Origin of the sequence: Roseomonas chloroacetimidivorans (assembly GCF_049629625.1) — a bacterium.
In the GTDB taxonomy this organism is placed as follows: Bacteria; Pseudomonadota; Alphaproteobacteria; order Acetobacterales; family Acetobacteraceae; genus Roseomonas; species Roseomonas chloroacetimidivorans.
This window is the reverse complement of record NZ_JBNBZS010000112.1, coordinates 1-13,983: the sequence shown is the minus strand read 5'-3', so window position 1 is coordinate 13,983 and position 13,983 is coordinate 1. Positions and strand designations below refer to the sequence as shown.

10 protein-coding genes and 3 pseudogenes are annotated in these 13,983 nt (G+C 64.8%); 7 read left to right on the top strand and 6 right to left on the bottom strand.

Annotated elements, in window-relative coordinates:
* A partial coding sequence (locus ACO1BU_RS32980) for a transposase (RefSeq protein WP_424140172.1) occupies window positions 1-601 on the bottom strand: 601 nt, incomplete at its 3' end.
* 94 nt (window positions 602-695) lie between these two features.
* Between ACO1BU_RS32980 and ACO1BU_RS32975 the strand changes: the two are divergent.
* The 3 genes and pseudogenes from ACO1BU_RS32975 to ACO1BU_RS32965 form a co-directional block, all read left to right on the top strand.
* Window positions 696-834 (top strand): annotated as a pseudogene (locus ACO1BU_RS32975) (helix-turn-helix domain-containing protein); the annotation flags it as partial.
* A gap of 47 nt (window positions 835-881) precedes the next feature.
* A complete protein-coding gene (locus ACO1BU_RS32970) occupies window positions 882-1,115 on the top strand; it encodes a helix-turn-helix domain-containing protein (protein ID WP_424140171.1) in 234 nt (77 codons plus the stop codon).
* A 1,936-nt stretch (window positions 1,116-3,051) separates the two neighbouring features.
* Window positions 3,052-3,918 carry a replication protein RepA gene (locus tag ACO1BU_RS32965; RefSeq protein ID WP_424140170.1) on the top strand — a complete coding sequence of 289 codons (867 nt, stop codon included), beginning with the start codon at window positions 3,052-3,054 and terminating at the stop codon, window positions 3,916-3,918.
* 58 nt (window positions 3,919-3,976) lie between these two features.
* On the opposite strand, the pseudogene ACO1BU_RS32960 reads toward ACO1BU_RS32965, so the two are convergent.
* From ACO1BU_RS32960 to ACO1BU_RS32940, 5 genes and pseudogenes are all read right to left on the bottom strand, one after another.
* Window positions 3,977-4,659 (bottom strand): annotated as a pseudogene (locus ACO1BU_RS32960) (IS6 family transposase).
* Between the two features lie 91 nt (window positions 4,660-4,750).
* Window positions 4,751-5,899 (bottom strand): ParB/RepB/Spo0J family partition protein, encoded by a 1,149-nt coding sequence (locus ACO1BU_RS32955; protein ID WP_424140169.1) that lies wholly within the window; start codon window positions 5,897-5,899, stop codon window positions 4,751-4,753.
* Between the two features lie 50 nt (window positions 5,900-5,949).
* Complete coding sequence (locus ACO1BU_RS32950) at window positions 5,950-7,215, bottom strand: AAA family ATPase (RefSeq protein WP_424140168.1); 1,266 nt, start codon at window positions 7,213-7,215, stop codon at window positions 5,950-5,952.
* Between the two features lie 408 nt (window positions 7,216-7,623).
* Window positions 7,624-8,448 (bottom strand): annotated as a pseudogene (locus tag ACO1BU_RS32945) (IS5 family transposase).
* Between the two features lie 1,774 nt (window positions 8,449-10,222).
* A complete protein-coding gene (locus ACO1BU_RS32940) occupies window positions 10,223-10,591 on the bottom strand; it encodes an XRE family transcriptional regulator (RefSeq protein WP_424140167.1) in 369 nt (122 codons plus the stop codon).
* Window positions 10,592-11,082: 491 nt separating this feature from the next.
* Between ACO1BU_RS32940 and ACO1BU_RS32935 the strand changes: the two genes are divergently transcribed.
* Genes ACO1BU_RS32935 through ACO1BU_RS32920 form a run of 4 tightly spaced genes read left to right on the top strand, consistent with a single transcriptional unit; the run spans window position 11,083 to window position 13,798 of the window.
* Entirely contained in the window at window positions 11,083-11,223 is a 141-nt protein-coding gene (locus tag ACO1BU_RS32935; RefSeq protein WP_424140166.1) for a hypothetical protein, read from the top strand.
* 1 nt (window position 11,224) lies between these two features.
* The gene (locus ACO1BU_RS32930; RefSeq protein WP_424140165.1) at window positions 11,225-12,256 is read left to right on the top strand and encodes a tyrosine-type recombinase/integrase; all 1,032 of its coding nucleotides are present in this window, start codon (window positions 11,225-11,227) and stop codon (window positions 12,254-12,256) included.
* Window positions 12,253-12,978 carry a hypothetical protein gene (locus ACO1BU_RS32925; RefSeq protein WP_424140164.1) on the top strand — a complete coding sequence of 242 codons (726 nt, stop codon included), beginning with the start codon at window positions 12,253-12,255 and terminating at the stop codon, window positions 12,976-12,978. Before ACO1BU_RS32930 ends, ACO1BU_RS32925 begins: the two co-directional genes overlap by 4 nt.
* The gene (locus ACO1BU_RS32920) at window positions 12,962-13,798 is read left to right on the top strand and encodes a segregation and condensation protein A (protein ID WP_424140163.1); all 837 of its coding nucleotides are present in this window, start codon (window positions 12,962-12,964) and stop codon (window positions 13,796-13,798) included. The genes ACO1BU_RS32925 and ACO1BU_RS32920 overlap by 17 nt, the downstream gene beginning before the upstream one ends.
* Window positions 13,799-13,983 lie beyond the last annotated feature (185 nt).

Sequence of the window (13,983 nt, the reverse complement as noted above, 5' to 3'; positions counted from 1 at the left end):
CCGGCATCTCGTCGCCGCGCTGCTCGGCGCCGAGAGTGGCGTCCTCCGCAGCATCCGTCCCCTCGGCCTGCGCCAGCCACCCCTCGACCTCGGCCGCCAACTCGGCCTCGGCCGGGCCCATCCGGGCATAGCTCATCGCCTTGTGCTTGGAAGCATTGGCGCGCAGCTTGGTGCCGTCCACCGCGACATGGCCGAGCCCGACCAGGCCGGCGCGCCGGCACAAGGCGAGCACTTGCACGAAGAGCTCGGCCAGCGCCGCGAGGTGGCGCCGGCGGAACTCGCTGATGGTGCGGAAGTCCGGCCGGTTCAGCGCGGTCACCGCCTGGAAGTCGAGCCGCTCTTCGCAGGCTCGCGCAATCCGCCGCGACGAGTAGACCCCCCGGCTGTACGCATAGAGCAGCAGCGCCACCATCATCCCTGGGTGGTACGGCGGATAGCCACGGGGCTCCGTGTAGGCCGCAAGAATAGCGGAGAGGTCAAGTTCCTCCGCCACAATGTCGCGGACCAGATGCGCAGGATGCCCCTGGGGCACGAACTCCTGCACCGAGGGCGGCAGCAGCCAGACCTCGTCCACCTTCCAGGGCCGAAAGCTCTTCGTCATGCCGCCGAGCGAATCACCACCCAGCCCGCCTGTCGAGCCACTTCAGCCGTTACCGGGACACACTCCTAGGAGCGGCAACGCGAATGCAGCACGCGGGATGCTGGCGATCGCGCTGGTGCTCGAGGTGTACTCCCGCGCGGACACAGCCGAGAGATGTGGCATGGACCGGCAGACGCTGCGTGAATGGGTGCACCGCTGCAACGCCGAGGGGATTCCTGGGCTGGTGAACCGTCGTGCTCTGAGGTAGGCGCCACGCTTTTCGGCCGAGCAAGAGGCCCAGGTGGCCTGCTGGATCGAGGAAGGGCTGGACCTGGAGCGGGATGGCGTCGTTCGCTGGAACTGCCGCGATCTGCAGGAGCGGATCAGGCGAGAGTTCAGCGTGACCCTGTACGAGCGCACGGTCGGCAAGCTGCTGACCAAGCTGCGCTTTTATTGTCTTTCCGCGCGACCGCAGCGCCCGCAGAGCGACCCTGCCGCGCAAGCGGCTTTTGGAAAGGCTTCACTGATTGGGTGAGAGAGGTTGTCCATGAGGTCTTCAATCAGGGCTCGCGCAAGCGGCCTGTTTGGCCGGTCCGGGCTAGGGCTGGTAGCCTCCAGGTTCGGCGGATCGGGAAGCGGGGATAAACTGTCTGGTCTGCGGCTCCGGAGCAGTGACAGAGCGGCTGGAGCGCACGGCCCGAGGCTATCTCCGGTTCTGCTGGCGGGGGTGCGGCAAGCAGTACAAGGAGCGCAGCGGTGGACTGCTGAACCATAGCCAGTATCCCTCCGACGCGATCGCGCTATTGGTGCTCTGGCGCATGCGCCACTGCCTAACGCTGCGCGATCTGGCCGAAATGTTCCTCCAGCGCGGCGTATCTTCAACTTCGGGGCAGTTCGCGAATAGGAGGCGAAGCTCGCCCGGTGCTCGCGGATCGACCTCGTCTACGCCGTCACGGCAGAGGCGGTGCCCGTAGTCGCCACTGGCACGTGGACGAAACCTATTGGTCCGTGTCCAGTGGACGTATCTGTACCGGGCAGTCGACCGTAACGGCAATCTCGTGGACACCATGCCGAGCGCAGCCGGCACATGACGGACACAAGCTCGGGCGCGCGCGAGGCCTGATATTCTCCCGCTACAAGCTCCTTGAGCATCGCCGTCCGGCGCCGCGCTGCCGTACCGGAGACGACCCCGCTGTCAGCGGCGGCATCCCTGCCGCCTGTGTCAGTGGTGCGGCTCATCCACCTGGGGTGAGATCCGGGGGCCAGCTCACTGCCCCTGTATGGCGGCCTGCAAGGAGCGGACCACCGGTGGGGACTCTGCTGGGCCGAGCCCGGACGGCCCTCTCCTGTGCGCAAATTGCTGGGGACTCTACCGGGACGCCGCCAGCACGAACTGGTCCTGTCGCTCCCCGACCGCTCATCGGGGCCGGCTCCGGCCAGCGCTGGAGGAAAATGTGGGATGCCAGGGCGGGTGGGGACTCCACCGGGGCCAGGTCCGGATGGGCCTCTCCTCTGCGAAAAGTGGTGGGGACTCTACCGGGGACTCCCCCACCAGGGATTGGCCGGCCCCTTCCTGGCTCCCCGTCAACGTCGGCTCTGGCGAGCGCTGGAGGAAAATGTGGGATACCCGGGCCGGGTGGGGACTCTACCGGGGCCAAGTCCGGATGGGCCTCTCCTCTGCGAAAAGTCGTGGGGACTCTACCGGGGACTCCCCCACCAGGGGCTGGCCTTGCCGCTCCCCAGCCCCTTGTCAGAGCCGGGTCCGGCCAGCGCTGCAGGGGGATATGGGATGGTGAGGGACGGGTGGGGACTCTACCGGGCTAGATCCGGACGACCCTTCCCTCTGCAAAAACCGGTGGGGACTCTACCGGGAAGCTCTCCGCGCGGTGCGGTGGGACCGCCTATCTGAGTCCGTGCGGCCTCGAGGGGCGCCGCGGCATCTACTCGCCTCTCGGATGACGGGCAGCTGACAGACTTAAGAAGCGTCGAGCCGCGTCGGGTCCGCTCGCCTGAAGCTGGCTGAGATTCACCAGCACGCCTCACTTCAAGTTGCGCCGCCTGTGCTTGCCTCGTCTGAGCTCCGCGTTGCGCATTGCATGTGGACCGAGTCGGCTCGGAGTCGCGGAGGACCGCGCACGTGCGGACACGAGTCGCAGGTACCCCGACAGCCCGCCACGCCCTTGATCAGCATCCGTGGTCACTGCGGTGCTGGGGACTTTGCCGGATCAGGGTGGGGACTCTACCGGAGGCACCTGTCCGGAAATCAACGAGTCGCTGGACTTATCCCGGGGGGAACGGCGGGACACACTAGTAATAGAGTCTCTAGTAGCTTCGCTAGTAGTGCCCCCGGTAGAGTCCCCAGCGACAGGCGATCGCATCTTGGGAGAAAAGGGAGGAGCATTGAGAGAGGCACGGCTATGGGGACGGTGCATCAGCTCATCGAGGCGCACGGGCGAAGGGGGGCGCTGTCGATGGACATCGATCGCCGCGTCGTCGATGCGGCTGCAGAATTCATGGCAGACGAGGAGGGTGGCATTGGCTTCCTCTTCTCCGGCTGGGCACAGGCAGCGCTTCCGCACAAGCGCCTGCCTGACGATGCTCCCTGGCAGGTCCAGACCGAACGGGTGATGCTGCTCGTTCAGCCTGGCCGCCGCGCTGTGCGCGACAGCGCACCCGTTCCGATCGGCGTCCCATATGGGTCCAGGGCTCGGCTGATCATGCTCTATCTCCAGACGGAGGCGATCCGGACGAACTCTCGAGAGGTGGAACTCGGGAAGTCACTTCGCAGTTGGCTCGCGAAGATGGACATCGCCTGGGGCGGAAAGACCGTTAAGGACGTGCGGGAGCAGGCCGAGCGCATCAGTCACTGCAGCTTGTCGTTCCAAATCAATCAGGGAGGACGCGGTGCGCTGCTGAACCAGCACATTGTGGACACGGCTCTATTCCTAGACTCTGATGACAGCGCTCAAGGGAGCCTGTTCCTGGAGAAGGCCAAGCTCTCCGAGAGCTTTTTTGAGCAACTCAAACGTCATCCCGTTCCCCTTCAGGAAGCCGCGATCCGGCGGCTCAACGCGAACTCGATGGCGCTCGACATCTACTGCTGGCTTGCTTATCGTTTGCACGTGCTAGAGAAGCCCTGCCCGATCACCTGGGCCGCGCTGAAGGCACAGTTCGGCACCGGGTTCAATCGGATGGACCATTTTCGCGCGACGTTCCTGCAGAACTTGTGCCTTGCGACGGCGGTCTACCCTGAGGCTTTGGTGGACACGTCTGCTGTTGGACTGACTCTGCATCCCTCCAGGCCTGCAGTGCCCCCGAGAATTGCCTCAGCCAAGTAGAGGGCGTTGTCAGGTTGGCGACGACGGCGGCGCCGAGAGCCCACGGCCGGTGGTGGCCTCACATGGCGGATGCAACTCCGGTCACATCCCGCCATGTGGCAAATGCGGCGTCACGAACGGTCCGGTATGCAGTGGCGGTCAGATGGTGGCGGCGAAGCTGGAAGTGGTTGTGGATCCGGCCGTGTGTGGAAAGGAAGCGCTGCATCTGCCGCTCTCGTCGTCGTATCGGCTGGTGTGACACTTCGGCTCGGTTGTTGAAGTACCGGCTTTGCCGGTGCTCCACCCCGGGCAGGGTTTCGCGCTTTACGGCGACGTGCTCTTTAGCTTGTCCGTCACGATCACCCGCGGGACGTATTGCAAACCCTTCAGCAGCTTGCGGAAGAACCGCTTGGCGGCCCTGGCACTACGCCGGCTCTGCACCAGGATGTCGAGCACGTTGCCGTCCTGATCCACCGCACGCCAGAGGTAATGCTGCTTGCCGCGAATGCGGATGAACACCTCATCCATGTACCATTTGCCACTCGACCTTGGCCGACGCCGTTTCAGGGCATTGGCAAACAGCCGGCCGAAACGCAGGCCCCACTCGCGGATGCTTTCGTAGCTCACCACGACCCCCCGGGCGGCCAGGATCAGCTCGACGTCCCGCAGGCTCAAACTAAAGCATTGATACAGCCAGACCGCATACTGGAAGACCCCGACCGGGTACCGGAAGCCGCGATAGGGATTGGGCGAGGTCGTCATACTCGGCAGGCTGCCACTGCCCTACCGAGCCGCCAACCTGACAAGGCCGTTTGCGCTGCAGCTGGACCAGCCTGCCGACGCAGGACGACAGCTATGCCGCCCCAGTTGTTTGCTCCATCTCCTTTTCGATATCCTCCAGGATCGACGGCAGGCGGTCAGTCAGGCGCTCGATGAGATCCTCGCTGACGAGGCTGTCAAACCGCATTTGCCAGCGGCCGTCACGGAGGCTCATGGTAGCGACTTGTCGACGGCCGACGTAGATCGGGCGTGGTGTCACGCGCTTCCTAGTGCGAGGTAATGGAGTTTGACGGCGAGCGGCGGCCAGAGCAGTAGTGATCTCCTCCGCTGCCTGAGCTCCTGCGTCGCCCCGAGCGGCACGTTGGCTGAGATCATTAAGCGCGCGGATGACGCGGTCCTCCGCAGTTGGATCCCTCGTAAGAACCTCCAAAAGTTCCCTCGCCTTCCGAAAGCTGACGCTCCGCGGGTTTCGGAAGCTTCTTACGACCGCGTCGGGGATATGGGTCAGCTTCAGCAGATGGGAGATGAGTGACTTATCAACACCATAGATCGCGGCGAGCTCGGATCCATTCAGACCCGTCCGCTCCATCGTCTGTGCGAAGTACCGGGCACGCTCGAAGGCGCTCAAGTCCTCCCGATGGTGATTCTCGCTGAACCGCGCCGCGAGCATCCCGTCGTCGGAAAGATCGCGTACCCGCGCCAGCACGGTGATCCCAAGCAGGCGGCACGCGGCCAAGCGGCGCTTGCCCGCGGCGATCTCATAAGCCTCACCAGGAGCGGAGCCTGGCTTGGGCCGGACAAGGATCGCGAGGTCCTGCCCGCGTTGCCGGATGTTCTCCGCTAGGCCGGCGATCTCATCAGGGGAATAGGAAGCCTCGAACCGATCCGGTGGCAGAGTATCCTCAATACGGGACGGGTCGATGTAGCGGAACTCGGCGAGTCCCTCGCCGGACGCAGCGCTCGCGATAACCGCCTTCAACCGCTCATTCTCGGCGAGGGCAGCATCCAGTTCCGCCTTGGCGGTGCCAGTCTCTTCTGCCCCGCTGGCGGCGGCAGCGGACAGCGCGGCCTGTGCACGCTCCAACTCGGCTTGCGTGCGAGCCAGCTTCTCCTGAAGCGACATCTCTACCCGGTCAAAGGCGGCCAGTGGCGCAAAGGGCTGGTCCGGCGCCGCTCCGCCGTCAATTTCATCCTCGGTGAGCTGGCTGGTGATCTCTGCCATGCTGCGCCGTATCGGACGCTGTGGACGCTGTGCCATACCCCTCCCCTCCCCTATTCCGCAGCGACGCCATAGGCCTCGTTGCCCGCTTCCTGCGGCTTGCGCCCCCAGAAACTGAGAACTTCCCGCTCGATGACACTTCCCACTGCATCCATGGCCGCGAGGGCCCGCTTGTAGGAGCGATCCTCGCTTTTGGCCGGAACGTACTCGTAGAGCGTCCACTTCATATTGCCCGCGGATCCGAGCGCGCTCGTCTCAACCATCGGATTTCGGATCATGAGTGGCCCGAGGACGAGGTTCATGCTATCGACCACTTCCGTCTGTGGCCGACTCGTTCCAACGTAACGGTTCACGAGAACACGGACAAAGGCCCAGCCCGGCCAGGCATCCTGGCCGTACATCTTCAGAAGACGACGCTCCGTGACCGCAAGGAACGCCATGAACTCGGTCATGGACTGCAGATCCATGTTCGTGGCCAGCACGGGGATGATAAGGCCGTCAGCAGCGCTGAACGCGTTGACCGAGAGCATGTTTATGTCAGGACGACAGTCGAGGATCGCTACGTCGTACGCAGCGCCTACATGATCAATGAAGGCGCGTACCTCGCGATGCCAGTCGACCTCCGTTATGGGAGCATGCATGTTGGGCATGGAGCGCTGCTTGAGGATGTCCTCAGAGCTGTGAAGAATTGCGCTCGCCGCAACCAGGTCGATGTTGGGCCAGTAAGTGCGCCGGATCGCGTCAGCTGCTGCCGAATCGTCTTCTCCGGTATTTCGGGAAATCCAGCCATGGATCGAAGTGCCCGCCGGCAAAACGCGACCATCCGCGTCGCGGCCGACGTGGCGAGCAGGATCGATACCGAAGAGAGCTGTTGATGAGGCCTGCGCATCAAGGTCTACAATGAGAACGCGATAGCCCTTCAGGGCCAGGAACTGCCCCAGGTGCACGGTCGATGTCGATTTTCCGACACCGCCTTTGAAATTGGTATTTGCGATGACGCAGAGACCGTCACCGGCCCTCCGGCCCGGCTTATACCTCAAGTTGCCCGTGTTCTCATAAAGCCACTGGCGCGCGGCAATGATCTCGTCCAGCCTAAAGACGCGATTCTTCCCTATGAGCGTGCCCTGAGGAAAGCCGTCAGCATTGCTGACCCGGTTGCGTAGATGGCTCTCCGTGATCCCCAGGAGCGATGACGCTTCCTTGGAGGTGAAGCTGCGAAGGGACTTTTCGCGGCTGCTATTGTTTTGGTCAGCGATGATGGCCGACTGTTGGCTGCGCAGGCGTTTCGCAATTCCTTCAAGCGTGCCGTGCCAAGCCATCACATCCCTCCAACAACCTCGGGGGCCTATGAAAAGCGCAAGACGGGCGAGCAGGCAGCCGTTTGCGCTTTAGCGCCCTAAAGCCCCCTCTGGCGCGCATCTGGACCATGTGCCGGCGCCACTGCGCTTGGCAAGGGCGGCCGATGTCGCCAATGTTCGCCTGCAGCTTTCCTTTGTGATCTTTGCCTGATGTGTGGCGGCTTGCTCACACATTTGGAGCATTCGGCGCTGGCCGTCCTGTCCTGGCTGACGGGAAAGAGGTTTCGTTCGATCGCGATAAGTATTCGGGCTCGCTTGGTTGAACGCGTTCAACCGTTACCGCATTCAAGTAAGATCGGTATCATGAGAACGAACGTTCTGGCTTTGTCCACTTTGGGCCGACCGACCCGCGATGCCCTGTTTCTTGCCTTAAGAGAAATAAGGCTCTGTCAGAGATGAATTTAGTCGGCTGCTGCAGCGAGACGGGATTCCGAGAGAGGATCGAGCAGCATTTTCGTAACGGTTAGCCATCGCACGCCATTTATTAAGGCGAGCCCATAGGTTCCCGACCGCCTGGCGACCGATGAGGTGGCAGTTGTTGTATATCCGGCGTGGTAGGCCACTGGCGCATGCGTTCGCCTGGGCGGGATAGCAGGCCTCGCACGCAAGTCCCAAATGCGCCAACTAGGAGCATCGGAGGCAAAGCCGCGTTCACCGACGAGCCAGCCCGGCACATCCGCTAGAGAGTCGAGCAGGCCCGGTGCTATCGACAGCTCGCGCGCCTGGCCGGGTGCCAAGGCGAAGGCGATGGCCCGTCCGCATCCATCGGCGATCACGCAGGCCTTGGTGCCATGGTCGCTGCGAGAACGGCCAAGCACTTCGCGATCATCTCGCCCTTGGCTGTCGGCCCCTTCTTTGCGCGCCTGCGTCCTTATGGTGGGCACGGCTGTTGGTCCCGTCGATGAACGTCTTGCCGTGGGCAATGCCACGCTGCTGAAGCAGCTCGGGCCGGCGCGCTTAGACGCCTTTTTTGGCCCAGCGGATGAACAGCCGTTCCGGCAGTCACCGCGGGCCGAGTTCGGCCGACACGCTGCGCCGCTTGGCGCCGTTCTGATGCCGCGGAAAAATAGTCGAGATCGTCTGCCGCAAGTCCTTCGGCAGTGTCTTACCGCGCGGCCGTACCTCCCCGATCAGCAGCCCCCACACCACCCAGGCCTTCTCCTTGAGAACGTGACACGCGCTTCCGCCTGCCATGACCGGGGAATGGGCAGAGCAATCAGGCTCAAACGGGCCGAAGAGTACTGCACAAAAGTGCCCGATGGGATTGCAAGCAGCCAGAACCCAATCGCCCTCCGGCCGGAGCGAGATCTTGTTGCATCTCGATTTGGGCTGCGTCTTTGGTCGCACACTCCGAAGGATGGAGGTTCGGTTGAACGCGTTCAACTTCGGGCTAGAGAGGTTTGTGATGGCGTAGAGGAATGGCTGGATTTGCGCGCCAGCATCTGTGCTTCCGCGTCGTTTACTGGCTCGCTACGCCTTGTTGGCGTCCTTTGCGCGACACAGTTTCCTTCCCCTCAAACAGAGCTGAACCTATGAATATGGATCGACAAGCTTCCGGCAGTTGAATGCGTTAAACGAATGTCATTCAGTAAGGAACTGCCGCAAGGCGCCTGAGATCCACTGTCCGGTTGTTAGATGCCGCCTCACATTCCACAGCGAATCTGTTGAGGTCGGCCGTATTCCGGCGAGTACGCTAGTATACTGCTGCGTGATAACAGGAGCCAACCTCACTCGGTGGAAGGTGGTCTCCGCGGCATTTATGCTCCGAGTTCAGTGCTAAGTCGTGCTGCACATCCATCTAAGGAGCAGTGCGCAGGTCGCCGATGCGGTTGAGTCTCACTTCTCGGCGCCAGCTGATGACTGCGCCGGAAACTGGTGCCCTCGCTAGACCAGGGTCTAAAGCTCCACGACGCCCGGTGGAGCAGGTTGAACGCGTTCAACCTGCTTCGTTGACCATGAGTGTCACTGTCGGAGTGGCGAGACGCAAGAGTCCATTCATGTAGACTCAGTTTGACAATAACCGCGAACGTAGCCCTTTGCGGTTGAGCTTGGACGGAGCTGCGCTGAGACAATCACCGGACGCGCCGGAAGGTGCCGCATGACTTTCGGGAACGTATCTTATGGCCGATCGCAGAGAAGACGCGACATATCTGAAATTGGTCCAGCGTGTCTCACGTCGCCGTTGTGAAGCTCAGAAGTCATTGGCCTACGAGAGAGGAAGGGCATCGTGGAGCCTTGCGTTGAACTAGGACCTGTCGTGCTGAGCTCCGTCTTGCAGCTGGCTCCTCAGGCTCCTGCATACCCTGTTCACCGACAATGAGCCGGGAATCCTCGTGCAATGATCGCACGCCGCCATGGAGAAAGCTGTGATCTACGACATTGTCGAGTAACGAACTGATCAATTCGTTCTCTGCGGAGACGCTCGCCAAGCTGACCGAGGCTTGTGCGCTTGTTCTATAACCAGGACTACTGAACCGCCGGTAGGCGCCTACAATCATAGGACGCAGCGACAAGGCTCCGAGAGTGCATCGCCCTATCTCTCAAAAGCGGCTTTCCGGCCCCTTTAGGGCGCACCTGGAGCATCGCTCGGTAAGACGGCCGCAGCAGTTCCGTCAACGAAGGAACACCTTGGCGATACCTGGGGCGCCAACTCGACACCGCGCAGTGACAGTTCATCCCAAGCACGGGGGAGATCGGCTGGATGGATAGCCAAGTCGGCACGGGCTGAGAGGGGCGTCAGGTCGGTAACTTCGCTGCAAACGAAGTGCTAGGTGTAGATCGTCACGCAGCGCATTTTGAACGTGAAGCCTTGCTACACCCCAAGCCAAGCGGCTTTCATGGGTTTAGAGGCGCGAAGGGTCCCCAGCCCGCCGGTGTTGAAGCGCCTTCCAAAATGGGCGATGCTGTCCTCAAAGGTTGGCGCAAGAGCCCGGCGGGGTTGTGAGTTCGCTAGACGAGCCTTTACAGCCTACGCATAGCCGCCAACCGCGATCTCATGCAGGTAGCGCTTCACGGCTTCGGCGCGCCCGTCCTTGACGAGGATCTCAGCCGTCTGATCGCCAAAACCGGGCAGGGGCTGCGAGCGGTACCAGGCAAAGGCAAGCTGCGGAGACTCCGCCCAGGGGCAGACCTGTTTCAGGATCTCGACAATGTCGCGAAGGCGCGACTGGGTCGCTGGTGATTGGGCCCAGACGGGCTTTGACACGGCATCGATGGGCAGGCCGGAGGCGAGAGCGAGTTCACTGCGGGTGATGTGTAGGAGCCCGGTCAAGCGGTCGAGAGCCACATCGCTGGCCTCCGTTGCCGTCTGGCCGAAAAAGGCGAAGCTCATCGACATGTCAGCCGCCTCAGAAGTCGTCTCGAAACGGGATGATATTGGGCAGGCGGCGCACTTTGCCAGGGCAGGGCTCTGCTGCCTGCTGCGCGGTCGAGCCCTGTTGCTGGCCGCGACTTCGCACCGCATGGAACGGGACGCTGAGAGTCAGCACCGTGGTCCTCGTCTCAACGACCGCAGCATCTATTAAAATCAGCCTGTACGGTGCTCGTGGGCGGCTTGTAAGGCACGATAACACTCCATTATCGTGCCCGCGGGGAAAGGAGGGGGCGGTTGCCACAGGGGCCGCGGCCCTGGCACTCTGGACAGGGCCGCAGAGGCGGGCGCGGGGGCGCCGGCGGAGCGGCCGGAAGAGGGGAGGGGGCTCGATGAGTTCGACGGGTTTGAATGGCGGGAAGTCAGCAAGATCAAAGCGCTCGCGTCCATCGGTGACCAAGGAGGGGGCACCCGTCGGTTCTCCCCCGGCCGGCGAACTTATCCCGGCTCAGGGGAACATGACCCTGCCCGCCCGCGCCGCGCGGCTTTTCGGTCCCCTTGGCGGGGTCGAGCCCGAACTGCCGCCCCGATCCGCCGAACTCGAGCAGCCGCGGCCGAGCATTGCCCAGCGCGCGGCCTCCTCGGGCACCGAGGAGTGATGTGACAGACCGGCCGTCAGCTCGTCCTGCCCCTCTACCCCCGGCCGTGCGGCGCCTGGCGGAGGACGCGCTGCCGCCCGAGGCGCTGGCCGTACTTGCCGGCCCGGTCGGCGAGGCAGTCGCGAGGGCGGCCGGCTATGCCGGCCGCGCGCTCTCGGACAACACCAAGCGGGCCTACGAGAGTGACTGGCGGGCCTTTTGCCGGTGGTGCGAGGCGGGCGGCATTTCTCCTCTCCCGGCCTCGCCGGTTGTGGTCGCCGGCCATCTCGCGAGCCTCGCCGGGACGCTTGGCCGCAGCGGGCTGCGCCGGCGCCTCGCCGCCATCGCCCACCATCACCGCGGGGCCGGGCATCCCTGGGAGACGCGGCACCCCGCGATCGCGGCCACGATGCGCGGCATCCTCGCGACTCACGGCAAGACCGCCCGCCCTGCCGCGGCGCTGACCTCGGCCGAGGTGAAGCGGCTGCTCGCGGCTTGTGGCACCGACACCGCTGGCCTGCGCGACCGGGCACTGCTGCTGCTGGGCTTTGCCGGGGCGCTGCGGCGGTCGGAACTGGTCGCGATCGACCGCGAGCACCTGCGCTTCACCTCGGAGGGCATGACCCTGTTCATTCCGCGCTCGAAGCGGGACCAGGAAGGGGAGGGGGCCACCATCGGCATTCCCAGGGGGCTGAACCCGCTCTCCTGCCCGGTGCGGGCGATGGAGGAATGGCTCCGGCGGACGCGGATCGAGTGGGGGGCGGTGTTCCGCCGCCTCAGCCCAGGGGGCGCGCTGGAGGACCGGCTGAGCCCGCAGGGGGTGTGGAAGATCCTGCGGAAGCGGGCGGAGCTGGCCCGACTCACGGTGGATGAGACGGAGCGCCTCTCCCCGCACGGGCTCCGGGCGGGGTTCATCACCGAGGCCTATCTCAAGGGCGCGCTCGATGAGCAGGTGATGCACCACACCCGGCAGAAGAGCATCGCGACGACGCAAGGGTACCGCCGCCGGGCCCGGATCACGCGGGACAGCCCGGCGCGGCTGCTCGACCTGTGAGCGTGGTCTGGGAGGGGGAGGGAAGGGCGCACGACGACGCGGACCATCCCTGGCAGCCCAGGCCTGAGCCGGTGGATTGGCTGCACAACACCCTGACCGTGGGCGGGCCGGCGGAGAGGGTCGCGCACTTCCAGGCGGCCGCGGCCGGGCCGGGGGTGATCCCCTGGGTGCTGGACCTGGCTGGGCTGGAGGAGGAGTTCCTCCTGCCCATGGCGGCCCCGCAGGACGGGGTGCGGGCGATCAGCCTCCCGGGCGCCAAGATCCTGGCGCGCCGCTTGCGGGACGCCGTCGCGGCCAACCATCAGCGGGCGCTGGCCCGCATGAGCACCGACCGGAGCTGCCCGTTGGACCTGCACCGGCTGCTGCCCGTGCCGGCCTCGATCCTCGCCCTGGGGCCGGAGGAGGGGGTGAGTCGCGAGTGGCTCAGCGCGCACTGGGGCGTGACCCGGCCGCTCCGCCACGTCAAAGCTCTGCCGAGCACGCTGGACGGGCGCAAGAAGAGGATGGGCCAGCTGCGGGTCGCGTTCTGGTCGGCCGATTGGTCGCCCTGGCAGGCCGTCGCGCGCCTGCGCCGCACCTGGCCCGACCTCACCTTTGATCTGCGGCCGGACTACGCGCCGGGCACGGGGGGTGATGGTACCGGGGCGGAGGAGGGCGGGTCGGGCCTGGAAGGCAAGGGCCGAAAGCCCAGCAGCCTGCGCGGGCGTGTCGCGCGTGGCTGACGCGGACCTCCTCAGGGCACCCGCGGAGAGCCCGGGCGGGGAGGGGAGGGATGGCCACGCCTCCCAGGGCGACGCCACCCCGCATCTGAGCGTGGAGGGCTTCGAGGGGCCGCTCGACTTCCTGCTGGAGATGGTCCGCCGCCAGCGGATCGATCTCGGCCGGCTCTCCATCCTGACCCTGACCGACCAGCTGGTGGGGGCTATCGAGAATGGTGGTGGGCGCATTCGCCTCGAGCGCCGGGCGGAGTGGCTGGTCCTGGCGAGCCAGCTTCTGCTGCTCAAGGCAGGGCTGCTGGCCCCTGCCAGCCCGGAGGAGGCGGAAGAGGCCGGGGCGGAGGCGCGCAGGAGGCTGGCTCAGTTGGACGAGCTCGCGCGCATGCGGGCCGGGGCCGACTGGCTGGCCTCACGCCCGCAGCTTGGGAGGGCGGTGTTCGGCCGGGGAGGGAGCACGCCACCCCCGGCCCGGCCACAGACAGAGCTGTACCTGGCCTTCCTGGAGGCGACGCTGGCCATGCTGGAGGGGAGGGAAGGGCGGAGGGCTGAGCCCGCCCCCATCTATCGGCCGAAGCCGCCCGATCTCTGGCGCATCCCGGATGCGCTCCGGCACATTGCCGAACTGCTCCCGCAACATCCGGCCGGGCTGCCCCTCGAGCGCTGCCTGCCGCCGCTTCCACCGCACGCACCGGACCGCCCCATTCGGCTCCGGGCCGCCCTCGCCAGCACCTTCGCGGCCGGGCTTGAACTCGCTCGGGATGGTGCGGTCACAGTTCAGCAGCACGATCTGTTCGGCCCCGTTGTCCTCGAGCCCCCTCAAATCTGAACCGCGATGATGAGACAGATGAATGTCGAGACTGCCTAAGGGTAGCCCTTCCCCAATAGATTCCGGCCAATCCGCCGCCCCAGCCTCTCTGGCTCCTGGCGGATTGCAGTCTGACCTGGCGAGCACCAGGCCAGGCGGAACGCATGGCCAGTTCTCTCCGGAAACCGACTGGGCGGCCCCGGAAG

Coding starts and splice junctions, on each gene's coding strand:
- ACO1BU_RS32935 (WP_424140166.1), top strand. CDS start 11,083: ATGACCCTGCCCGCCCGCGCCGCGCGGCTTTTCGGTCCCCTTGGCGGG.
- ACO1BU_RS32965 (WP_424140170.1), top strand. CDS start 3,052: ATGGACATCGATCGCCGCGTCGTCGATGCGGCTGCAGAATTCATGGCA.
- ACO1BU_RS32950 (WP_424140168.1), bottom strand. CDS start 7,215: ATGGCTTGGCACGGCACGCTTGAAGGAATTGCGAAACGCCTGCGCAGC.
- ACO1BU_RS32940 (WP_424140167.1), bottom strand. CDS start 10,591: ATGTCGATGAGCTTCGCCTTTTTCGGCCAGACGGCAACGGAGGCCAGC.
- ACO1BU_RS32955 (WP_424140169.1), bottom strand. CDS start 5,899: ATGGCAGAGATCACCAGCCAGCTCACCGAGGATGAAATTGACGGCGGA.